Below are 21,097 nucleotides of genomic sequence, written 5' to 3'. Positions count from 1 at the left end.
GGACGCAAAAACCACCAGCGCCCCGCATGGCCCAATCAAACCCGAATCAAAGCTGGGCTTCGACCCAACCCTTCACGCCTGCCAGTGCCGCCGGCAGATTCGCCGGTTCAGTGCCACCCGCTTGCGCCATATCCGGGCGCCCGCCGCCCTTGCCGCCGACTTGCTGTGCAACGAAGTTAACCAGTTCACCGGCCTTGACCTTCTTGCTGGCGTCCGCCGTCACACCGGCGATCAGGCTCACCTTGCCGCCCTCGACAGAGGCCAGCACGATCGCTGCGCTCTTCAGCTTGTCCTTCAGCTTGTCGACCGTCTCGCGCAGCGTTTTCACATCGGCGCCTTCGAGCGTGGCAGCCAGCACATGCACGCCGGCCACTTCGATTGCCTGACCGGCAAGTTCATCGCCCTGGCTGGAAGCCATCTTCGACTTCAATGCGCCCAGTTCCTTCTCCAGCGACTTCACCTGATCCTGCACCTGCATGATCCGCTGCGTCAGTTCCGACGGCTGCGCCTTCAACACGGCCGCAGCCGCATTGATCCGCGCGTCGAGATCCTGCACGAAGCGCACGGCGTTATCGCCCGTGATCGCTTCCACGCGACGAATGCCGGCAGCCACGCCGCCTTCCATCACGATCTTGAAGAGTCCGATGTCGCCCGTGCGATGCACGTGCGTACCGCCGCACAATTCACGCGAGAAGCCGAGGTCGAGCACGCGCACTTCGTCGCCGTATTTTTCGCCGAACAGCGCCATCGCGCCGCCCTTCACCGCTTCGTCGAACGGCATCACGCGCACAATGCCCGGCGCGTTCGCCAGCACTTCCGCGTTGACGATCGCTTCGACCTGACGAATCTGCTCGTCAGTCATCGGCGCGTTGTGCGCGAAGTCGAAACGGGTCTTGTCCGCATCGACCAGCGAGCCCTTCTGCTGCACGTGCGAGCCGAGCACTTCGCGCAGCGCCTTGTGCATCAGGTGGGTGGCCGAGTGATTGCGCTCGGTGCGGGCACGACGCACCGCGTCGATTTCCGCCTTCACGACGTCGCCGACTTTCAGCGTGCCCTGCTCGAGCGTGCCGTGATGGCCGACGACGTCCGCCTGCACCTTCAACGTGTCGGTCACCGCAAAGCGCACGCTCGCGTTCGCCAGCACGCCCTGGTCGCCGACCTGGCCGCCCGACTCCGCGTAGAACGGCGTGTGGTCGAGCACGACGACCGCCTGCTGGCCGTGGCTCACTTCCTTGACCGACGCGCCGTCAACATACAGCGCGATCACTTTCGCGTCGTCAAAGATAATTTCTTCGTAGCCGTGGAACGTGGTCTTCGCGCCCGAGTATTCGAGGCCCTGCGCCATCTTGAACTTGCCCGCCGCGCGAGCCTGTTCGCGCTGACGCGCCATGGCTTCGTCGAAAGCGGCTTCGTCGACCGTCACTTCGCGCTCGCGGCAGACGTCTGCCGTCAGATCGAGCGGGAAGCCGTAGGTGTCGTGCAGCTTGAACGCGAGTTCGCCGTCGAGCGTCTTGCCACCCTTCGCTTCCAGATCGGCCAGCGCGCTTTCGAGAATCGACATGCCGTGCTCGATGGTCTCGAAGAAGCGCTCTTCTTCCTGACGCAGCACATCTGTCACGCGTTGCTCCGCGTCCTTCAGTTCCGGATAGGCGCCGCCCATTTGCGCGACGAGGTCCGGCACCATGCGGTGGAAGAACGAACCCTTCTTGCCCAGCTTGTAGCCGTGGCGGATCGCGCGGCGCACGATACGGCGCAGCACGTAGCCGCGGCCTTCGTTGCCCGGAATCACACCGTCGACGATCAGGAACGAGCAGGCGCGGATGTGATCGGCGATCACCTTCAGCGAGTTGTTCGTCAGATCGGTTACGCCGGTTTCGCGGCCTGCAGCCTTGATGAGCGCCTGGAACAGATCGATCTCGTAGTTGCTGTGCACGTGCTGCAGAACCGCGGCGATACGCTCGAGACCCATGCCCGTGTCGACGCACTGCTTGGGCAGCGGCGTCATGTTGCCTTGGGCGTCGCGGCTGAATTGCATGAACACGAGATTCCAGATCTCGATGTAGCGATCGCCATCTTCCTCAGGAGACCCCGGCGGGCCGCCCCAGACTTCCGGGCCGTGGTCGTAGAAAATTTCCGAGCAAGGGCCGCACGGCCCGACGTCGGCCATCTGCCAGAAGTTGTCCGACGCGTAGCGCGCACCTTTGTTGTCGCCAATGCGGATGATGCGCTCGACCGGCACGCCGACTTCCTTCGCCCAGATGTCGTGCGCTTCGTCGTCTTCGTGATAGACGGTGACCCACAGCTTGTCTTTCGGCAACTGGTACACGCCGGTCAGCAATTCCCACGCGTAGTGGATCGCGTCGCGCTTGAAGTAGTCGCCGAACGAGAAGTTGCCCAGCATTTCGAAGAACGTGTGGTGACGCGCGGTGTAGCCGACGTTTTCCAGATCGTTGTGCTTGCCGCCGGCGCGCACGCTGCGCTGCGCGGTTGTGGCGCGCGAATACGGACGCGATTCCGCGCCGAGGAACACATCTTTGAACTGCACCATTCCCGAATTGGTGAAGAGCAGTGTCGGGTCGTTGCCGGGCACAAGGCTCGACGAGCGAACGATCGTATGGCCCTTCGATTCGAAGAACTTGAGGAATTTCTCGCGGATTTCGGCGGCTTTCATAGCGTGCGGGGGACGGGTTTGCCAGTTCCCTGGCTGTTACCGGCGGCATCATGGGGATGCGCCAACTGTTTGTTTCTTAAACGACTGATTATACGGGATCGGCGCCCGTGCGCGGCGGCGGCCCTGTCCCACCCTGGTCCCGATGGCCATTCGGCCAGGTTTGGCCGGGTAGCGAGTGACATGGCGAGGCGCGCCGCGCGTCCTATGCCGTTCGGCTGACTGCGCCGGCGCGCGGGAATCGCTTAAGATTGCCCCCATCCGCGGCGACATGTACGTCGCTTTGGCTACAAAGGAGACAATGAAAAATATGGGCGCTCTCAGTCATATCCGCGTGCTGGACCTCACACGCGTACTCGCCGGGCCTTGGTGCGCGCAGACGCTCGCCGATTTCGGCGCCGACGTGATCAAGATCGAACGGCCCGAAGTCGGCGACGACACGCGCCACTGGGGGCCGCCGTATCTGAAAACGCCTGAAGGCGCCGACACGCGCGAGGCCGCCTATTACCTTGCGGCCAATCGCAACAAGCGCTCGGTCACCGTCGACATCGCTTCGCCCGAAGGCCAGCGGATCATCCGCGAACTGGCCGCGCAAAGCGACGTGGTGCTGGAGAACTACAAGGTCGGGCAGTTGAAGAAGTACGGCCTCGATTACGCGTCGCTGAAGGAAGTCAAGCCCGATCTGATCTATTGCTCGGTGACCGGCTTCGGGCAAACCGGCCCGTATGCGCAGCGCGCCGGCTACGATTTCATTGTGCAAGGCATCGGCGGCTTCATGAGCATTACCGGCGAGCGCGACGGCCAGCCGGGCGGCGGCCCGCAAAAGGCCGGCGTCGCGATCGCCGATCTGATGACCGGCATGTATTCGACCATCGCCGTGCTCACGGCGCTCACGCATCGCGACCGCACGGGCGAAGGTCAATACATCGACATGGCGCTGCTCGACGTGCAGGTGGCCATGCTGGCCAACATGAATTCGAATTACCTGGCGAGCGGCCAGCCGCCCGTGCGCTGGGGCAATGCGCATCCGAACATCGTGCCCTACCAGACCTTCCAGACCAGCGACGGCTGGATCATTGTCGCGGTCGGCAACGACGGCCAGTTCCGCAAGTTCGTCGAGGCCGGCGGCCGCACCGAACTCGCCATTGACGAGCGATTCGCCACCAATCCGGCACGCGTACGCAACCGCGATATCCTCGTGCCGATTCTTGCCGACATGGTGCGTCTGCAGGGCAAACAACAATGGATTGCCGCCCTCGAAGCAGCCGGTGTGCCGTGCGGGCCGATCAACGATCTGGGCGAAGTGTTCGAGAACGAGCAGGTCGTGGCGCGCGGGTTGCAGGTCGATCTGCCGCATCCGTCGGGCGGCACGGTCAAACTGGTGCGCAATCCGATCAATATGAGCGGTACGCCGCCCGAAGCGCTGTCCCATCCGCCGACGCTCGGCGAGCACACCGACAGCATCCTGCGTGATGTGCTCGGCTATGACGCGGCACGGATTGCGGCGTTGCGGGACCAGTCGGTGATTTGAGGCCGGCTGCGTTGCGGGCGAGTGGTTTGGGGCCGGCTGGGGCGTTGGCGACTTGCAGTGAGGCTGGCAACGGTGCCAGCTCACTCGCCGCCCTAATCTCAGCAAATCAGGCCATCACCGCCGCTCGTCTAACGAAGCCAGCCAGCGCCGCCCCTCTTCCCAATCGCCGAGGCCGCTGTCGGCATTGATGTGGCCGCGCGGCCCGATATCGATCCAGCGGCTGCCCCACGCGCTCGCACAAGTCTGCGAAAACGGCACACCACCGTATAGATCGTCGCTGCTCGACACGACGATGCTCGCGAACGGCAGTCGCACAAGCGGCACCGGCGCAAAGCCACTGGCGTCCTGCGGAAAATGCGCCTCGGAGGGGTTGGGCACGGCCACCAGTAATGCACCGGCCACTTTCGCCAACTGCTCAACGCTCGCGTATTGCGACGCCCAGAAGGCGGTCGTCAGGCAGCCCAGGCTGTGCGCGGCGAACACCACCGGCGAGTCGGCTGCGGCCACTGCGGCGTCGAGCGTGCGGCACCACGCGTCGCGCGTCGGATGATCCCAGTCAGGCATTTGCACGCGCACGAAGGCGGGATCGAGCGCTTCCCAAAGCGTCTGCCAGTGACCCGCGCCGGAGTTCTGGTAGCCCGGCAGCACGAGTACGTTTAGTTTTTGTCCGCTCATTGCGTTCCCCGTCGCAGTTCGTTTTTCAAGTTCGCTTTCGCGATATGTTTCCGCGGTCCACGTCTGCAATTGTCGTTGCGGTACGTTTTTGCGGTGCGTTTTTGCGGTACGTTTTTGCGGTACGTTTTTGCGGTACGTCTCCGCACGCAGTCCGTCTCCGCAGTTTGCTTCCGCAGCCCGCTTCCGCAATCACCCACTTCGCCCGGCCAAAGCCGCATGCTTCAATGCATCACACGGCCCACGCCCACGCCGCGCGGATCGGCCGCCGGCTCGGGCGTCGTCCCTTCGACGCGAATCATCTGCACGTCGCCGTTGAACGACTGCCCTTCCAGCGTGTAGCCCCTGGCTTTCAGCTGATCGGCCAACTCACCCGTGATCGGATGATACGGCTCGAAATAGATCGTCTTCGGCGGCAGCAACTGATGATGGAACCGCATCGCGGCCAAAGCATCGGTCGGCGCCATGTTGAAATCGTACAGGTTGGTCATGACCTGGAAGATCGACGTGAGTATTCGCGAGCCGCCAGGCGTGCCGATCACCAGCGACACCTTGTTGTCCTTCAACAGAATGGTCGGCGTCATCGACGAAAGCGGCCGGCGTCCCGGGGCCACCGTGTTCAGGTCGTCAGCCGTCGCGCCGGGCGTGCCGGCGGCAGCCGGTTTGGTGACGAAGTCGTCCATCGCGTCATTGAGCAGGAAGCCGCCGCCGTCCACCACCACGCCGGAACCGAAATCCCCGTTCAGCGTGTAGGTGTTCGACACGGCGTTACCCCACTTGTCGACCACCGAATAATGCGTGGTTTGCGCTTTCTCCGGCATCACGTCGCCGAGGCCGCCTTTAACGGGCGTCGCGCCCGGCACTTCGTCGGGTTTCACTTCATCGGCGCGTTGCGCGAGGTAGGCGTCGCTGGTCAGTTTGTCGAGCGGCACCTTGTACGAATCGGGGTCGCCAATGTATTGCTGGCGATCGGCGAACACGCGGTCTTCGATCTGCGCGATCAGATGGATATACGGCTCGGAATTCAGCTCGAGGCCATCGAACGCCGGCTTCAGATCGGCCTTCATCTTCAGCATCTGGATCAGCCCGACTCCACCCGAACTCGGCGGCGGCGCGGTCACGACCTGGTAGCCGTTCCAATTGGCGGTGAGCGGCTGGCGCCAGACAGCCTTGTATTGAATCAGGTCCTGCTTCGTGACCAGACCGTGGCCATACATCTGCTGGGCGATCAGATCGGCGGTGCGGCCTTCGTAAAACTCACGCCCGCCGTCGCCGGCGATGCGCGAGAGGGTTTGCGCGAGTTCAGGCTGGCGATACATGACGCCCGCCTTCAGGTTCGAGAAGTAGGCTTCGAAGTTGGTCTTGCCGGCGAAACTCTTCGCTGCCGCGTCGTGGCGCTGCTGCAACCCCTGGTCGACCTGGAAGCCGTCGGTGGCGTAACGGATCGCGGGCGCCAGCACCTGCTTCCATTTCAGCTTGCCGAAACGCTGCTGCGCTTCCCACATACCCTCGACGGTGCCCGGCACGCCCACCGCGCGATGGCCGACGAGGCTCATACCCGGCACGAGGTTGCCTTTATCGTCGAGGTACATGTCGCGGGTCGCCTGTTGCGGCGCGCGCTCGCGATAGTCGAGAAAATACGGCTTGCCGTCCATGAACACGGTCATGAAGCCGCCGCCGCCGAGATTCCCCGCGTCCGGACAGGTCACGGCCAGCGTGAAGGCGATCGCGACAGCGGCGTCCACCGCGTGGCCGCCGGCCGCGAAGATCTGCTGGGCGGTGTCGGCGCTGTAGCGATCCGGCATGGCCACCGCCGACGCGTCCAGCACGGCCTTTGGCGGCGGCGTTTTCGCGAGCGCGGGGGCCGGCGCGACGAAGCTGCCGGCGAACGCGGCGAACGCGGCCGTGACCGTCACGATCCGTGCGAAAGACAAAGAGGCGAAAGGCGCGCGAGGCGCGTCATGTGACGGGAAGGACATCCGAGAAACTCCGGGAACTAGGAGCGCCATGTTGCACGAACGGAAAGCGTCCATGCCAGGGCGGCCCAATGGGTGAGGCGGCCTGCGCGCCCGGCAGCGCTCTGGTGGGCGCTACACGGCAGGGCACAGGCAGCGCAATCCGAAACGGCTTGAGCGGGGCGCGGGTGTGCGGCGAGGCTGTCTGGCTTGCGCCGCACGGGCGCAAAGCGGCGCCGGGGAAAAAATCCGTGGGCGAACATCATGTTGCCCGTGCGCGGCGCGTGGAGAGTGCGCCGCCCGCATCGTAAGTCGCCATGGACCGCGCCAACAAAACGTTTTACCTCCTGTTACAGCACATTAAACGCAGCTTGCACGATCTCGTCCGCCCCCAAAAACCACTCGAAACCGCTCAAACGTTGGCTGCGCGCCGCACTCGCCTGCCGCGAGCGAACGCGTCAGGTAGAATTGACGGATAAGTGGGCGCATTGCGCGTCCCCGACAGACTTTCACCTTCTCGCATGAATACCGAACGCAACGACGCGCCAGCGGCATCCAATTTTATCCGCAACATCATTGACGAAGACAACCGCACCGGCAAGTGGGGCCAGCGCGTCGAAACGCGCTTTCCGCCCGAGCCGAACGGCTACCTGCACATCGGTCACGCCAAGAGCATCTGCCTGAACTTCGGCGTGGCGCGCAGCTACGGCGGCGTGTGCCATCTGCGTTTCGACGATACGAATCCGGAAAAGGAAAGCGTCGAGTACGTCGACTCGATCATCGACTCGGTGCGCTGGCTCGGTTTCGAGTGGGAAAAAGGCGGCAAGGAACAGCTCTACTTCGCGAGCGATTACTACGACAAACTGTACGAATTCGCCGAACTGCTGATCGAACGCGGCAAGGCGTATGTGGACAGCCAGTCGGCCGAAGAAATGCGCGCGAACCGCGGCTCGGCTTCCGAAGTCGGCACGCCGTCGCGCTTCCGCGAGCGTTCGGTGCAGGAAAACCTCGACCTGTTCCGCCGCATGAAAGCCGGCGAGTTCAAGGAAGGCGAGCATGTGCTGCGCGCGAAGATCGACATGTCGTCGCCGAACTTCAACATGCGCGACCCGGTCATCTACCGCATCCGCTTCGCGCATCACTACCGCACCGGCGACACATGGTGCGTGTACCCGATGTACGACTACACGCACTGCATCTCGGACGCGCTGGAAAACATCACGCATTCGCTGTGCACGCTCGAATTCGAAGACCACCGTCCGCTGTACGACTGGATTCTGAACGAGCTGGCCGAAGCTGGAATCTTCACGCGCCCGCTGCCGCAACAAATCGAGTTTTCGCGCCTGAACCTGACCTACGCGATCACCAGCAAGCGCAAACTGCTGCAACTGGTGACCGAAGGCCATGTCGAGGGCTGGGACGATCCGCGCATGCCGACTATCGTCGGTGTGCGCCGCCGCGGTTTCACGCCGGAAGCGATCCAGTTGTTCTGCGAGCGCATCGGCGTCACCAAGGTCGATTCGTGGATCGACATGAGCGTGTTCGAAGGCGCACTGCGCGACGATCTGGACGATAAGGCGCCACGCACTGCTGCCGTGCTCGATCCGGTCAAGCTGATCATCGACAATTTCCCCGAAGGCGTGACCGAGCCGTGCAATGCGCCGGTCCACCCGCATCATCCGGAAATGGGGGTTCGGGAGTTCCCGATCTCGCGCGAACTGTGGATCGAACGCGAGGACTACAACGAAACGCCGCCGAAGGGCTACTTCCGCCTGTTCCCGGGCAACAAGGTGCGCCTGCGCTACGGCTATGTGATCGAATGCATCGGTGCGGACAAGGACGAGAACGGCAACATCGTCGCAGTCCACTGCAACTACTTCCCGGACAGCAAATCGGGCACGGAAGGCGCGAACACCTATAAGGTCAAGGGCAACATTCACTGGGTCAGCGCAGCAGGCGCGGTCCCGGCCGAAGTGCGCATCTACGACCGTCTGTTCAAGGAACCGCAACCGGACGCCGGCGGCCGCGACTTCCTCGAAGCGCTGAACCCGGATTCGAAGCGCGTGGTCAACGCCTACCTGGAACCGGGTGCGCGCGACGCGCTGCCGGAACAGCGCTATCAGTTCGAGCGCCACGGCTATTTCGTCGCCGACCGCGTCGATTCGAAACCGGGCAAACCCGTATTCAATCGCATCGTCAGCTTGCGCGACAGTTGGGGCAAGCCGGCGTAAGCTGGAGCCACAACAGCGCGAAGCGCATCTGACGTAGCTTCTCTGAAGTCAAATACGGCGTGCATTTCGCGAGCGGGATGCACGCCGTTTCGTTGCATCATGTTCCATCGACAGTGACAGCGCGGCATCCATGCACGCGCGAGTCCGGGAGGCCCGATGAAAGTTGCAGCCCGTCGCGGGGTAAGCGCATGGGACACAGCATCAGGTGCGGGTCATACGCGTGCCGTTGCTGTTACGCGCATAACCCGCGCCGCACGCGTCGCGCATAGCATGCGCTGCGCACTCGTGGCGCTGAGTGCGTTTGGCGCGGCGTCGCTCGCCTGCCCCGCTCACGCGGACGAACTCACCGGCACGCTGAAGAAAATCCACGACGATGGCGTGGTCGTACTCGGCGTGCGAGAAGCGTCGATTCCCTTCTCCTACTTCGACGGCACGCGCACGGTCGGCTACTCGCAGACCATCGCGCTGCAGATCGTCGACGAAATCAAGAAAACGCTCGGCCTGCCGCAACTGAAGGTGCACGAAATCACCGTGACCTCGTCGAACCGCACGCCGATGTTGCTGAACAACCAGATCGATCTGGAATGCGGCTCAACCACGCACACGGTGGAACGCGAAAACGTGGCCGCGTTCTCGAACAGCTTCTTCCAGTACGCGGTGCGCATGATCGCGCGCAAGAGCAGCGGCATTACGGATTTTCCCGACCTGGCCAGCAAGACGGTCGTGACGACCGCCGGCACCTCCGACGAGCGCCTGCTGCGCCGCCTGAACACCGAGAAGCATCTGAACATGCGCATCACGAGTGCGCGCGATCATGCGGAAGCATTCAGCGCGGTCAAGGATGACCGGGCCGTGGCCTTCGTGATGGACGAGCCGATCGTGTACGGTTTCAAATCGACCGACCCGCACCCCGAAGACTTCGTGGTAACCGGCACGCCGCTCGGCTATGAGGTCTACGCCTGCATGTTCCGCAAGGGCGACGAGCCGCTGCGCATGCTCGTGAACGGGGTAATCGCACGCGGCCAGCTTGCCGGCGACGCCGAACGTCTGTACAACCAGTGGTTCACCCAGCCGATTCCGCCGCACGGCATCAATCTGAATTTTCCGTTGTCGGAACAGAACCGCACGCTATTCGCGCATCCCAACGACCACGCGCTCGACTGAGCGCGCCGGCAGCGCGCGTGGCGGATGCAGGTGGCGGGTATTGCCAAGCGCTGCAGCCCAATCAACCCATCCGCCGCTATAGCGTTCGATGCAGTTCCGCGAGCGAAAGCGTGGTTTGAAAGAGCCGTGTGAGACTGCGGCTCGCATACTGCTCGACTTCGTCCGGTGCGGTCCAGCGATATGCGTCCATTTCGGGGATCAGCGTGCCGTCGGAGCGGCGCGGAAACAGCGACGTGCAGGTGCAAGAAGACAGATCGAGTTCGTCGGCCGTCGCGCGCGCCACGAACAGATGCAGATCCTTGTCGCGCCGGTAGACGAACAATCCGAGATCCGTCAAGCGACCGGGTTCGATCACGATACCGGTCTCCTCGACCATCTCGCGCAACGCCGTGACGTGTGGCGCCTCGCCCTCTTCGCCATGCCCTTTCGGAACGTCCCAGTGAGACGTTTCGGTGGCGTGCGCGAGCAGCACCCGGCCGTCCGGGTCGAGCAGCACGACGCCGCACGAGACGACCCGCGCGCTCATCGACGCAACGCGCCGCAAGGACGCACAACTTCGGGCTGCGCCGGCGGCAAGCCGGCGCGCGCCATCATACCGGCCCGCACGCTCAGTGCTTTTTCTGCAATTGCCAGTTGCCGCCGCCCTGTTTGCAGAACTGCGGACGCAGGTTCATCGACTGCCCTTTCGCATTCAGCGCGACGCCGACGTCGCGGCAAGTGCGCTCGCCATCCTTCGCCGTGCTGGCGATGCTGATCGTCGCGTCGATCTTCACGCTGTTGCCCGTGTCTTCGTTAACCCAGTTCACGCTTTCGCCGTCCTGCTTGTCGTTCAAGGCAGCGAACACGGCGCTCTTGATCGAGTCGACGTCGCGTTGCTTCATGTAGCTGATCGGCGTGTCGTTCAGAAAACCGAGGTTCGCCGCTTGCGCGCCGATGGCGCAGCCAAGCAGCAGGCCACCGACGGTCAGGTGAAACAGGGCACGGGTTCGCATCGACATGAAGGGTTCTCCTCGAAGAGTAGTTCGGCGGTCTCGAGCGCGTTCACGGCGGCTCGTGATCTGGACCCCAAAAGCATAGCATGTCGCCCTCGAAGCGGCCGCCCGGATGCGGCATCGCAACGGCCCACGGCAGCCTGCAGCATCCGATTCCCGCCTTGCTGGAACGAACGGGCGCGACGACCGCTCAGACTTTTTAGGACGAGTCTCATATCTTCTTATGAAGCGTCTTCTTAAGATAGGTCTGTTGCGCTGTAGCGCTGATCAAGCTTCCACCGCCGCCCTATGGACATCTCGTCTGCTCTCGAAACCTTCACCGTCGCGCTCGCGCTCTTTTGCGTCGCGCTGGTGCCGTTCGCCATCGGCCGCGATCCCGGTCTTGCGCGGCGCATCGTGCAAATGGACAGCCTCCCCCGCGCACGCTGGCCGAATCTGCTGACACGCGCCGGCATTGCATGCGTCCTCATATCGTTCGCGCTTCTGCTGGTCGGCTGCTACTACATCATTGCCGGCGCGGGCCACTGACCTCGTCCGCGGCGGCACGTGCCGCCCCGACTAGCGGCGCGTCCATCGCCCGGCGATCAATTCGCCGCCTTATTTCCCGCCTTATACCCATCGGTGAGCGTATTCAAAAACGCCACCACATCTTTGATTTCAGCCTCGTCGAGCACCGGCTTGTCACCCGGCTTGCGATCGAACGGCGGCTCGGTGTTCAGATTGGCCCAGTAACGCTGCGGCAGATCGTCGAACTTCTGCACCTTGCCCTTCACGACCGGATAAAACTTTTCCGGGTTCGTGTCGCGTTGCGCATAAAAACGCACTGCCTGATCCAGCGAATGATAGATGCCGTTGTGGAAGAAACTCTTCTTCAACGCGACGTTGCGCAGCGTCGGCGTGCGGAAGATGCCGCAAAATTCGGCGCGGCCCTTCAGGTCGGTACGCTCCGGCCCGCATGCGCCGAGGTCGTAGAAATGCGGATCGCGATTCACCGGCAGCGCGCGGTTGCGCGGCACGCCGATCGCAATCAGACCGAAGTCGCTGAACTGCGGCGGCGCACCGTCCATGGTGCGCTGGCTGATGTGGCAGCTCGCGCAATTGCCCTTCTTTTCGTCGTTGAAGACTTCCAGACCATGTAGTTCGGCCTTGGTCAGTTGCGCTTTGCCCGCCAGATACGCGTCGTACTTGCTGGTGTACGGATAGAAAATCTCGGGTGCCTGCTCGAAGGTTTCCAGCGCTTGCAGCACGGCGTTGAAAGTGGCGGCATCGCTATCGAAAATATGCTCGCCAAATGCCGCGCGAAAAGCCTCCGCATACGGCGCGGCTTTCACCGCCGCCGTGACCTTCGCAGGCGTGCTACCCATTTCGAACGACGACAGCAGCGGAATACGCGCCTGATCCGAGCCGCGGTCGACCCTGCCGTCCCACGTCAAGCCGCCGGTCGGCCCGGCATCCACGCTCTCATCGCCTTCGTCGTCCGACTCGTGATAGTGCTCGGCGAACGCCGGCACCGATTGCAGGTACTTGAGCGTCGGCGCGGCGCGCATGCCGGTGCGGTGCATGTCGTTGCCGCCCAGTTGTACCGACAGCGAATTCGCCGGCGAAAAGCCGTGATCGGGGCTGTGGCACGACGCGCAGGCCAGCTTGCCCGAGCCGGATAGCGACGCGTCGAAGAACAGTTGCTTGCCGAGGGCCGTCATCTGCCGCACGGATTCGTAGACTTGCGCGCGGGTCTGACCGGCTTCATGTGCCGTCACCTTGACGGTAGAGGCCACTGTAGAGGTGGACGCCGCCGACGCACTCGTCTGGCGCCCGACACCCGCGTTGGCATTGGTATTGGCGTTCGTATCCGCCCTGGCGCTCACTTGCGCGTTGCCATTCCCGTCGGCCTTGCCCCCCGCTGTCTGCGAGCCTGCGTCGCACGCGGCCAGGGTCACGGTCATGGCTGCGAGCGCCATCGCCAGCACCGCGCCAATGCCTGCCGGCCTCACGCGCCGCCGCGCCCGCGGCCGAACCGTCGTTTTACGAATCCCCGCGAGACCAAGCCGCATATGAATGATGTGAGTTTGCGATATTGAAGTCCGCGAGCGTATTTCATCGACATGTCGTTTAAATGACATACAGCCGACGAAAATATCGAAACCCAAGCCATTCGTAATTAGTTACATGTTTCTGTCAAATTCCTTGTTCAAACTTTCGCTCGCGGCCATCCGTGTAAACAATGCACGCGGCCCGTCCCCAACGCGAGAGAGAGAACACATACCAAATGAACAAAAAACTGATCTGCGCGGCGCCTATCGCGATCGCGGCAGCGTTGAGTCTGTATGCGTGCGGCGGCGACAATGTCACCGCGCAACCGGACATCACGTCGATCAAGACGGTCGTGGTGATCTACGCGGAGAACCGCAGCTTCGACAATCTGTACGGCAACTTCCCCGGCGCCAACGGTCTGCAGAACGTGACGGCGGCGAGCGCCACACAGGTCGACCGCGACGGCACGGTGCTCGCGACGCTGCCGCAAGTGTGGAACGGCCTGACGCAAACCGGCGTGACACCGGTCGTGACGCAAGCGATGACGGCCAATCTGCCGAACAGCCCGTTCGCCATCGACGATCCGAATGGTTTCAACACGCCGATCACGGCCACGACGCGCGATCTGTATCACCGCTTCTATGAAAATCAGATGCAGATCAATGGCGGCAAGAACGACAAATTCGCCGCGTGGGCGGATTCCGGCGGCCTCGTCATGGGCCACTACACGCTCAACGCCGACAAGCTGCCGTTGTGGAAGATCGCCCAGCAATACACGCTGGCCGACAACTTTTTCATGGGCGCGTTCGGCGGCTCGTTCCTGAATCACCAGTGGCTGGTTTGCTCGTGCACGCCGACCTATCCGAATGCGGACAAGAGCCCGGCAGCCGCCTCGATCTCGTCGGTCGAAAGCGACGGCGTCACGCTGAAGCTTGCGACCAACTCGCCGGCTTCGGCGCTGAGCGGCCCGCCGAAATACGTGCTCTCGGGCAATCTGACGCCTGACTTCTACGCGATCAACACGATGCAGCCGCCGTATCAGCCAAGCGGCAACAAGGCGGCTTCGGGGGGCGACGCCAACCTGGCCGACCCGACTGCGCCCACCACGTTGCCGGCGCAAACGCAACAGCACATCGGCGATCTGCTGAACAACGCGAAGGTGTCGTGGGCGTGGTACGGCGGCGCGTGGGGTGCGGCGGTGTCGGCGGTGCAAAGCGGCACGTCGAACGTGATCTACGGCGCGAATCTGACGGCGCCGAATTTCCAGCCGCATCACCAGCCGTTCAACTACTTCGCCGATCTCGCACCGGGCTCGGCGAACCGTTCGCAGCATTTGCTCGACGGCGGTCTGGCGGGTTCCGAGTTCATCAAGGCGATCGACGGCGGCACGCTGCCGCAAGTGTCGTTCTACAAGCCGCAGGGCAACCTGAACGAGCACGCGGGTTACACCGACGTCGCCTCCGGCGACCAGCACATCGCCGACGTGATCTCGCATCTGCAGAAAAGCCCGCAGTGGAACAACATGCTGGTGGTCGTGACATACGACGAAAACGGCGGCTTCTGGGACCACGTCGCGCCGCCGAAGGCCGACCGTTGGGGTCCGGGCACGCGGATTCCGGCGCTGATCATTTCGCCGTACGCGAAGAAGGGTTTTGTCGATCACACGCAGTACGACACGACGTCGATTCTGCGTTTCATCACGCATCGCTTCGCGCTGCCGACGCTGCCAGGTATCGCCGCGCGTGATGCTGCGCTGGTCAGCAACGGCAGCAAGCCGATGGGTGATCTGACGGCAGCGCTGAACATCAGGCAGTAATCCGTTAGCAACAGTCCGCCTGACGGTGGGATTTTGACGGGGCAGCTTCGGCTGCCCTTTTTTGTTTTCGTCGCGCGGATCATCCCACGGCGCACGCGACTCGTTATCGACGCAAACAGCGACACAACGCGTTTGCACGAGCGGCGTATGCTTCGACGCAGGACGCAATCATTCCCGCCGATGGCGGCTCGAAACCCATAGCAACGTGTTGCAGGCTTGCCCACTTATTCAGGAGCTCGACAGCATGACTGAAAAAACCATCAAGGTACCCGGCCCCGATCATCCGATCACCATCGAGCCGGACAAAGCCCACGTGGTGGTGACGGTAGCCGGCCGCGTGATCGCGGATACGCGCAATGCGCTCGTGCTGCGCGAGGCGTCGTATCCGCCGGTGTATTACATTCCACGCAATGACGTCGAGATGACGCTGTTGGAACGTACCGATCACGCAACCTATTGCCCATATAAAGGCGATTGCGCGTACTACAGCATTCCGATCGGCGGCGAGCGCGCAGTGAATGCGGTCTGGACCTACGAGTCGCCCTACGCGGCCGTGAAAGAGATCGCCCAGCATCTGGCGTTCTATCCGAACCGGGTCGATTCCATCGACGTGCAGCCGGCGGGGTAAACGGCCATGCGCGCATCGCAGCGGTGAGGCTTCGATGCGCGGCGCCAGGCTTTTGAAGTACGGCAGGAGGGACTCGAACCCCCCACCCTCGGCTTAGAAGGCCGATGCTCTATCCAGCTGAGCTACTGCCGTAATGACGTGAGGCGATGCTACACACGAAACGTGTACAACCTGCATCGCCCGCAATGAGAACCCTTAACGGGCATTGGAACCTGTGCTGTATGACTGCCACAGGGTTCATGGGATACCGAAATTCTAACTGACCGGGCCGAGGACTGTGGAAATCCAATCCGGCGCACGGCACCGCTGATCGGCAGTCACCACGCCGCATCGCAAAACAAACGGGCCCGACGCGTTGAGCCGGGCCCGGATTATAACCGATCGCTTCCTACCCGCCAGTCGCACACCGGCACTTAGCGGGCTGTAGCGGGCGTGTCAAACGCAATCAGACCGGCTGCGGATGCAGCACGAACCAGCCGAGGAACACGATCCCCGCGATCACGCAGTACACGCCGAACGAAGCCAGACGTCCGCGGCCTTCGAAATAACGCATCAGGAAACGCACGCTGAGATAGGCGGCGATTGCGGTCAGCACGCCGCCGAGCAATGCATCGGCGAGCTGGCCCGGCGCATGGAACAGTTTCGGCAATTCGAGCACGCCGGCCGCGAAGATGATCGGCGTGCCGAGCAGGAACGAGAACTCGGCGGCCTTCTCAGTCGTCAGGCCGGCCGCATTCCCGGCGATCATCGTCAGACCGCTGCGCGAGAAGCCCGGAATCAGCGCGCCGATCTGCGCGAGGCCGACGAAAAACGCCTGGCGGAAGGTCAGCTTCTCCGGCGCCTGATGCGCGCGCGAACGTTGCAGGCGATCGCCGAACCACAGCAGCACCCCATTCACGATCAGGGCGACTGCGACAATGCGCAAATCGTGAAAAATCAGCTCGAGACGTTTCTCAAGAATCAGCCCGACGAGGCCCGCCGGAATCGTGCCGATGATGAGCGCCCACATCATGTGCGCGTCGTCGTTGCGACGACCGCCGAACGAAGCGAAGAAGCCACGCACCAGCGCGCACCAGCGCTTGCGGAAGTACCACAGCAGCGCGAACGCCGTACCGAGGTGCAACGCAACGAGGAACGGCAGCAACTGCGGCGCGTGCTTGTCGATATGCATGCCGAACAGGCCGGGTACGAGCAAGGTGTGGCCAAGGCTGCTGACCGGGAACAGTTCGGTGACGCCTTGCAGCACGCTCAGGAAAATCAGAAACGACAGGTTCACGCGGCGGTCCTTGTAAGGAAAATGTCGGGGAACAGCGCGCCGCACAAGGAGATCGACGGCGCGTCAAGAGCGCACCGATTATGCCTGGCTGCAAAGTCAGCGCCAAGCGTTTGAACCGCATTCGGGGAAATATTGATGCGCCGCGTCACAACTGGAAACCGTTGTTACGCCGCAGCAAAAGAAACAGAGCGCCGCCGGTGGCCGCCCTGCGATCATGAGAAATTCAATGTACTGATGGTCGAAACTTGTGCCAGGCCCGCATTGACGGCCCGGCGGAAGGCGAAGCAGATGACTGGATCAGCGCTCGAGCTTGTAGAAAAAGTAGACCGTGCTTGCCGCGAACATGCCGAACAGCGCCACACCCATTGCCATTGCGAGATCCATAAAGCCTCCTGAGCCGATCTCGCCCGGTCGTTGAAGTGGCCGGGCAGTCAGTGGATTATCGACAAGGATAGTGCTTCCCGGACACCCGCAATTTCCCGAGAAGGGTTTCCCCGTAGCGCAAAGCAGCGCAAAATCGTTGCTTCGCGAGCCGTTACGCGGCGTCGTTCGAACGTTCACAACCCGCGTTCGAGCCGCGCTCAACTCACTTGAACCGCACCCAACCTTTTCTCAACCAGCCCATCGACCATGCCCCTCTCCCCGCAACAGGACATTCTCGAGATCGCCCAGGACGCCTCCGTGCTCCGTTTCTCGCCGCAAGCCGGCGGCCGTCTTTTGTCGTGGATCATCAACGGCGAAGAGGTCATTCATTGGCCCGAGAACGCCGACTGGAGCCAGCCTGCCAGGATTCGCGGCGGCAACCCGCTGCTGTTTCCGTTTCTGGGCCGGCATCGCGTCGACGGCAAGATCGGCTTCTGGCGTGACGCACAAGGCACGGTGCGCGAATTGCCGATGCATGGTTTCGCACGCGACCTGCCCTTCGAAGCCCACGCCGACGTACACGGCGCCGGTTTGCGCATGACCCTCGCCGACAGCGACGCGACACGCGGCGGCTATCCGTTCGGCTTCCGTTTCGAAGCGACGTACCGACTCGTCGATACGCATACGCTGGAAGTCACGCTAAGCACCGCCAATACCGGCGACGTGCGGCTGCCCTACTACGCCGGCCATCACTTCTATTTCACGCTGCCGCATACGCAACGCGCCGAGACCTCGTTGGAACTGCCGCCCACCGAACGGTGCTACCAGCAGAGCGACGGCTCGATCAGCGCAGCAGAACCGGGCGCGGCGCGCTACACGCTCGACGAGGCGCGCATTCTCGACCGCTTCCATTGTCTCGTCGGTGCGCCGGACCAACCGGTGCGCCTCGTTGCGCCCGGACTGAACCGGGTCATCACGATCGATCTGCAACGGCCGGACTCAGTGCCCTGGTATGCGGTCACGACATGGACCGAAGCCGCTGACTCGGACTTCTATTGCGTCGAGCCGTGGCTGGGTCTGCCGGATGCGATCCACAACGGCCTGGGACTGCGCTGGCTCGAACCAGGACAAACCGAGACAGCCGCACTGCGTATCAGCGTCAGCAAGCTGCGCTGATGGCAGGTTTTCCGCTCATCGTGACGTGACGGGTTACGTGGCTTTTCGCCGCGTTCCCGCCGTGCGCGCCCGCCTCTGCATCCGTTTTTCGGATGCTGCAGCGCAAAACCGTTAGAATCGGACGCTTTGCATCTACCTGCCGCGTGATCGGGATCGGCGCGTGGCAGCGCTTTGCGAGGTCCAATGCTCAACACAACAAGAATCATGAAACGGCTCGCCTGCGCGTCGTTGCTGGCGGTGCTTGCCGCCTGCGGGTCCGCTCCGGTGGGGCCTGGCTTTTACCGCGTCGAACGGGGCGATACCCTGTCGAAGATCGCGCGCAGCAACCGGCAACCGGTGCAAAACATCGTGCGCTGGAACAACCTGACCAACCCGGACAGCATCGAGGTCGGACAGGTGTTGCGGGTCGCGCCACCGGGCAATGTGGCGTCTACAGGCGGTGCCGCGGGTGGTGCAGCGCGTAGCAGCGGGGCAGGAAGCGCGAGCGCTTCGGCGGCGCCCCGGCCGGCACCCGCCGATAGCGCGCCGCCGTCCGCGCCGGCTTCGGCGATCTCGCTGGTATGGCCCGCTGACGGCACGGTGATCCGGCCCTTCGACGGCGCCAATTCGAAGGGCATCGATATTTCGGCGGCGGCGGGCACCCCGGTGGTTGCCGCGGCGCCCGGCACGGTGGTTTATGCGGGTAACGGCTTGCGCGGTTACGGCAACCTGCTGATCCTCAAACACAACGCCGACTATCTGACTGCCTACGCGCACAACCGCGTGCTGCTGGTGAAGGAAGGCCAGTCGGTCGCCCGCGGCGACAAGATCGCCGAAATGGGCGACACCGACACCGACCGTGTCATGCTGCACTTCGAACTGCGCTATCAGGGCCGCTCGATCGACCCGTCGCGGGCACTGCCGGCGCGCTAGCCGCCCGGCTTCAGGCACGCGCCCTGCAACAGCAGTCGAGGGAACCGCGCGTGCTATAAAACGCCCAATCCTATGCATGACGCGGCTTCGCGCTGCGTCTTCCCCTGTTATCTGTAAGGAATCTGCAATGAAGAGCGCACTGGCGTCCTTAACAACGGCCGCGGCGATCGGCCTCGGCCTGCTGACGCTCGGCAGCCTCGGCGGCTGTTCCAGCACCACCACCATGACCTACCTGCCAAGCGGCGATACGGGCTTTGCGATCAACTGCAGCGGCAGTGACGCGAGTTCCAGTTGGGCCGAGTGCTACAAACGCGCGGGCGAGGTCTGCGGCAACTACGGCTACGACGTCGTTTCGAAGGACGTCGACAACGGCGCGACCTCGGGTGGCTCGATCGGCGGAGTTTTCGGTGCGAACGTCAAAAACCGGTCGATGGTGGTTCGCTGCAAGCAGTAGAGGCAACGTGGCAACGCAATAACGCAGGCGCAGGGCCGCTCGAGCTGGCGGCGGCGCCAGCGGCCAGAGCGCGGATCGACGCGTTCGGCGAATGCGTGCGGCAAACGCGAACAGCGCGCCGAGCGCGATCGGCCAGAAAAAAAAGCCCGGCACGAGGCCGGGCTAACGGGGGTTCGGCGCATATCGGCAAAGGACCGGTTCACCATGCGCCAGAAGGAAATCTAACAACCCGCCTTTACAAGCGCAATCTATTAATTTCGTGGGCAATGTGACGCGGCGTACGGAGTCCGCATTACGTGAAGAGAAAATGTCGGAAATAAGCTGGGTAAACGCCCTTATCTGCCTCGCATGAAACGTCATAAAATCAACAAGTCAAAATCGCGCGCGTGGTTCGCCGGGCCTTATAAATCAAGCACCTACCCACGCGTCACCCGAAAAGCCTGACGAAAGCCCTTTGACCGATTCCCGCCAGCCCCGCCCAGCATGATCCGGACGCTTTATGTATTGCGAACCTTTAGTGCGCCAACGCACCATACCGAGGTATTAGCGATTATTGAGCGACGCGAATAAGTAATCGCATTTCTTCACAACAAATTCGCGAATAGCGAATACATTAAAAATCTTCAAATCCGCTGACAAATTGCGAGATTGAAAATCGACCGCGGTTAATGAATCAATAGATTAGATGATAAGCACAGGCCTTGATTCGTTCAAGCTGGCCGAATGGCTAAAATCGGCCAGCTTGCAGCGCGATCACATGACTCGCAGGCCCAGTTCAGTCACGAGCACAGCCGCCTGCTGATGCGAAATCGTCGCGCCCTTGAACAGCGCCGCATCGACGAGCCGCACGCCGCTCAGATCCGCCTCGCGCAGGTCCGCGCCGTCAAAGCGCGCGCCTTTCAGATGGGCATCCTTCAGACTGCCGCCGTCGAAGATCGCCTCGCGGAAATCGACGCCGGCCAGATCGGCGTCGGAGAAATCGAGTTGCTGGAGGGTGGCTTTGCGAAACGACAGGCCGCGCAAATGCGCGCCCACCAGCAAGGTCTCGACGAAGCTCAAGCCGAGCGCCGTACAGGCTTCGAAATTGGCGCCCGTCAGCTTTAATGCCGTTCAGTTAGCACTGAACGGCATTTTCATTTGCAGAGCAGGAAGAGGTTGTAAACGGCGCGCCGGGATGTTAACTTTTCGGCACGATGCTCTCAGCCCACCTTACCTATCTGATCGAAGC

Annotated in this window: 16 protein-coding genes, 1 tRNA gene and 1 pseudogene; 9 read left to right on the top strand and 9 right to left on the bottom strand. The window is 62.6% G+C overall.

The genetic code is table 11. From position 1 onward, the window contains the following. Nucleotides 1–46: 46 nt before the first annotated feature. The gene (gene alaS / locus FSO04_RS36580) at nucleotides 47–2,671 is read right to left on the bottom strand and encodes an alanine--tRNA ligase (protein ID WP_154566362.1); all 2,625 of its coding nucleotides are present in this window, start codon (nucleotides 2,669–2,671) and stop codon (nucleotides 47–49) included. Nucleotides 2,672–2,978: 307 nt separating this feature from the next. On the opposite strand from alaS, the gene FSO04_RS36575 reads away from it, so the two are divergent. Then, nucleotides 2,979–4,199 carry a CaiB/BaiF CoA transferase family protein gene (locus FSO04_RS36575; protein ID WP_154566361.1) on the top strand — a complete coding sequence of 407 codons (1,221 nt, stop codon included), beginning with the start codon at nucleotides 2,979–2,981 and terminating at the stop codon, nucleotides 4,197–4,199. Between the two features lie 114 nt (nucleotides 4,200–4,313). Here the strand turns inward: FSO04_RS36575 and FSO04_RS36570 are convergent, their stop codons facing one another. Then, the gene (locus FSO04_RS36570; RefSeq protein ID WP_154566360.1) at nucleotides 4,314–4,874 is read right to left on the bottom strand and encodes an RBBP9/YdeN family alpha/beta hydrolase; all 561 of its coding nucleotides are present in this window, start codon (nucleotides 4,872–4,874) and stop codon (nucleotides 4,314–4,316) included. 221 nt (nucleotides 4,875–5,095) lie between these two features. After that, nucleotides 5,096–6,850: a gamma-glutamyltransferase gene (gene ggt / locus FSO04_RS36565; RefSeq protein ID WP_154566359.1), complete on the bottom strand. Its 1,755-nt coding sequence runs from the start codon at nucleotides 6,848–6,850 to the stop codon at nucleotides 5,096–5,098. Nucleotides 6,851–7,347: 497 nt separating this feature from the next. Between ggt and FSO04_RS36560 the strand changes: the two genes are divergently transcribed. Further along, nucleotides 7,348–9,057 carry a glutamine--tRNA ligase/YqeY domain fusion protein gene (locus FSO04_RS36560; RefSeq protein ID WP_154566358.1) on the top strand — a complete coding sequence of 570 codons (1,710 nt, stop codon included), beginning with the start codon at nucleotides 7,348–7,350 and terminating at the stop codon, nucleotides 9,055–9,057. A 156-nt stretch (nucleotides 9,058–9,213) separates the two neighbouring features. Continuing rightward, nucleotides 9,214–10,221, top strand: a complete 1,008-nt coding sequence (locus FSO04_RS36555) for a transporter substrate-binding domain-containing protein (protein ID WP_408383126.1) — start codon at nucleotides 9,214–9,216, stop codon at nucleotides 10,219–10,221. 76 nt (nucleotides 10,222–10,297) lie between these two features. On the opposite strand, the gene FSO04_RS36550 is transcribed toward FSO04_RS36555, so the two are convergent. Further along, a complete protein-coding gene (locus FSO04_RS36550) occupies nucleotides 10,298–10,747 on the bottom strand; it encodes an NUDIX hydrolase (RefSeq protein WP_154566357.1) in 450 nt (149 codons plus the stop codon). 82 nt (nucleotides 10,748–10,829) lie between these two features. Beyond that, nucleotides 10,830–11,219 (bottom strand): RT0821/Lpp0805 family surface protein, encoded by a 390-nt coding sequence (locus tag FSO04_RS36545; RefSeq protein WP_154566356.1) that lies wholly within the window; start codon nucleotides 11,217–11,219, stop codon nucleotides 10,830–10,832. A gap of 282 nt (nucleotides 11,220–11,501) precedes the next feature. Between FSO04_RS36545 and FSO04_RS36540 the strand changes: the two genes are divergently transcribed. After that, on the top strand, nucleotides 11,502–11,741 hold the full coding sequence (locus FSO04_RS36540; RefSeq protein WP_154566355.1) for a hypothetical protein: 240 nt from the start codon (nucleotides 11,502–11,504) through the stop codon (nucleotides 11,739–11,741). A 56-nt stretch (nucleotides 11,742–11,797) separates the two neighbouring features. Here the strand turns inward: FSO04_RS36540 and FSO04_RS36535 are convergent, their stop codons facing one another. Then, a complete protein-coding gene (locus FSO04_RS36535) occupies nucleotides 11,798–13,264 on the bottom strand; it encodes a cytochrome-c peroxidase (RefSeq protein ID WP_154566354.1) in 1,467 nt (488 codons plus the stop codon). Nucleotides 13,265–13,479: 215 nt separating this feature from the next. Here FSO04_RS36535 and FSO04_RS36530 point away from each other — a divergent pair, with 215 nt between their 5' ends. Together FSO04_RS36530 and FSO04_RS36525 are read left to right on the top strand one after the other, a co-directional pair. Beyond that, entirely contained in the window at nucleotides 13,480–15,060 is a 1,581-nt protein-coding gene (locus FSO04_RS36530; protein WP_154566353.1) for an acid phosphatase, read from the top strand. Nucleotides 15,061–15,304: 244 nt separating this feature from the next. Continuing rightward, on the top strand, nucleotides 15,305–15,688 hold the full coding sequence (locus FSO04_RS36525; protein WP_154566352.1) for a DUF427 domain-containing protein: 384 nt from the start codon (nucleotides 15,305–15,307) through the stop codon (nucleotides 15,686–15,688). A 58-nt stretch (nucleotides 15,689–15,746) separates the two neighbouring features. On the opposite strand, the gene FSO04_RS36520 is transcribed toward FSO04_RS36525, so the two are convergent. Both FSO04_RS36520 and FSO04_RS36515 read right to left on the bottom strand, forming a co-directional pair. Further along, nucleotides 15,747–15,820 (bottom strand) — tRNA-Arg (locus FSO04_RS36520). Between the two features lie 313 nt (nucleotides 15,821–16,133). Next, a complete protein-coding gene (locus FSO04_RS36515; RefSeq protein WP_168435967.1) occupies nucleotides 16,134–16,964 on the bottom strand; it encodes an undecaprenyl-diphosphate phosphatase in 831 nt (276 codons plus the stop codon). Nucleotides 16,965–17,594: 630 nt separating this feature from the next. On the opposite strand from FSO04_RS36515, the gene FSO04_RS36510 reads away from it, so the two are divergent. The 3 genes from FSO04_RS36510 to FSO04_RS36500 all read left to right on the top strand — a co-directional run bounded on the left by FSO04_RS36510 (nucleotide 17,595) and on the right by FSO04_RS36500 (nucleotide 19,869). Next, the gene (locus FSO04_RS36510; RefSeq protein WP_154566351.1) at nucleotides 17,595–18,503 is read left to right on the top strand and encodes an aldose epimerase family protein; all 909 of its coding nucleotides are present in this window, start codon (nucleotides 17,595–17,597) and stop codon (nucleotides 18,501–18,503) included. A gap of 183 nt (nucleotides 18,504–18,686) precedes the next feature. Further along, nucleotides 18,687–19,415, top strand: coding sequence for a peptidoglycan DD-metalloendopeptidase family protein (locus FSO04_RS36505; protein WP_154566350.1), 729 nt, complete (start codon nucleotides 18,687–18,689; stop codon nucleotides 19,413–19,415). A 127-nt stretch (nucleotides 19,416–19,542) separates the two neighbouring features. Beyond that, entirely contained in the window at nucleotides 19,543–19,869 is a 327-nt protein-coding gene (locus tag FSO04_RS36500) for a hypothetical protein (protein ID WP_097389968.1), read from the top strand. Nucleotides 19,870–20,622: 753 nt separating this feature from the next. On the opposite strand, the pseudogene FSO04_RS36495 reads toward FSO04_RS36500, so the two are convergent. Next, nucleotides 20,623–20,970, bottom strand: a pseudogene (locus tag FSO04_RS36495) (pentapeptide repeat-containing protein); the annotation flags it as partial. Nucleotides 20,971–21,097: the final 127 nt, after the last annotated feature.

Source organism: Paraburkholderia madseniana (genome assembly GCF_009690905.1).
In the GTDB taxonomy this organism is placed as follows: domain Bacteria; phylum Pseudomonadota; class Gammaproteobacteria; order Burkholderiales; family Burkholderiaceae; genus Paraburkholderia; species Paraburkholderia madseniana.
The sequence above is the reverse complement of the archived record's forward strand: the minus strand, read 5'-3'. Positions and strand labels throughout refer to the sequence as shown.

Coding starts and splice junctions, on each gene's coding strand:
- alaS (WP_154566362.1), bottom strand. CDS start 2,671: ATGAAAGCCGCCGAAATCCGCGAGAAATTCCTCAAGTTCTTCGAATCG.
- FSO04_RS36575 (WP_154566361.1), top strand. CDS start 2,979: ATGGGCGCTCTCAGTCATATCCGCGTGCTGGACCTCACACGCGTACTC.
- FSO04_RS36570 (WP_154566360.1), bottom strand. CDS start 4,874: ATGAGCGGACAAAAACTAAACGTACTCGTGCTGCCGGGCTACCAGAAC.
- ggt (WP_154566359.1), bottom strand. CDS start 6,850: ATGTCCTTCCCGTCACATGACGCGCCTCGCGCGCCTTTCGCCTCTTTG.
- FSO04_RS36560 (WP_154566358.1), top strand. CDS start 7,348: ATGAATACCGAACGCAACGACGCGCCAGCGGCATCCAATTTTATCCGC.
- FSO04_RS36555 (WP_408383126.1), top strand. CDS start 9,214: ATGAAAGTTGCAGCCCGTCGCGGGGTAAGCGCATGGGACACAGCATCA.
- FSO04_RS36550 (WP_154566357.1), bottom strand. CDS start 10,747: ATGAGCGCGCGGGTCGTCTCGTGCGGCGTCGTGCTGCTCGACCCGGAC.
- FSO04_RS36545 (WP_154566356.1), bottom strand. CDS start 11,219: ATGTCGATGCGAACCCGTGCCCTGTTTCACCTGACCGTCGGTGGCCTG.
- FSO04_RS36540 (WP_154566355.1), top strand. CDS start 11,502: ATGGACATCTCGTCTGCTCTCGAAACCTTCACCGTCGCGCTCGCGCTC.
- FSO04_RS36535 (WP_154566354.1), bottom strand. CDS start 13,264: ATGCGGCTTGGTCTCGCGGGGATTCGTAAAACGACGGTTCGGCCGCGG.
- FSO04_RS36530 (WP_154566353.1), top strand. CDS start 13,480: ATGAACAAAAAACTGATCTGCGCGGCGCCTATCGCGATCGCGGCAGCG.
- FSO04_RS36525 (WP_154566352.1), top strand. CDS start 15,305: ATGACTGAAAAAACCATCAAGGTACCCGGCCCCGATCATCCGATCACC.
- FSO04_RS36510 (WP_154566351.1), top strand. CDS start 17,595: ATGCCCCTCTCCCCGCAACAGGACATTCTCGAGATCGCCCAGGACGCC.
- FSO04_RS36505 (WP_154566350.1), top strand. CDS start 18,687: ATGCTCAACACAACAAGAATCATGAAACGGCTCGCCTGCGCGTCGTTG.
- FSO04_RS36500 (WP_097389968.1), top strand. CDS start 19,543: ATGAAGAGCGCACTGGCGTCCTTAACAACGGCCGCGGCGATCGGCCTC.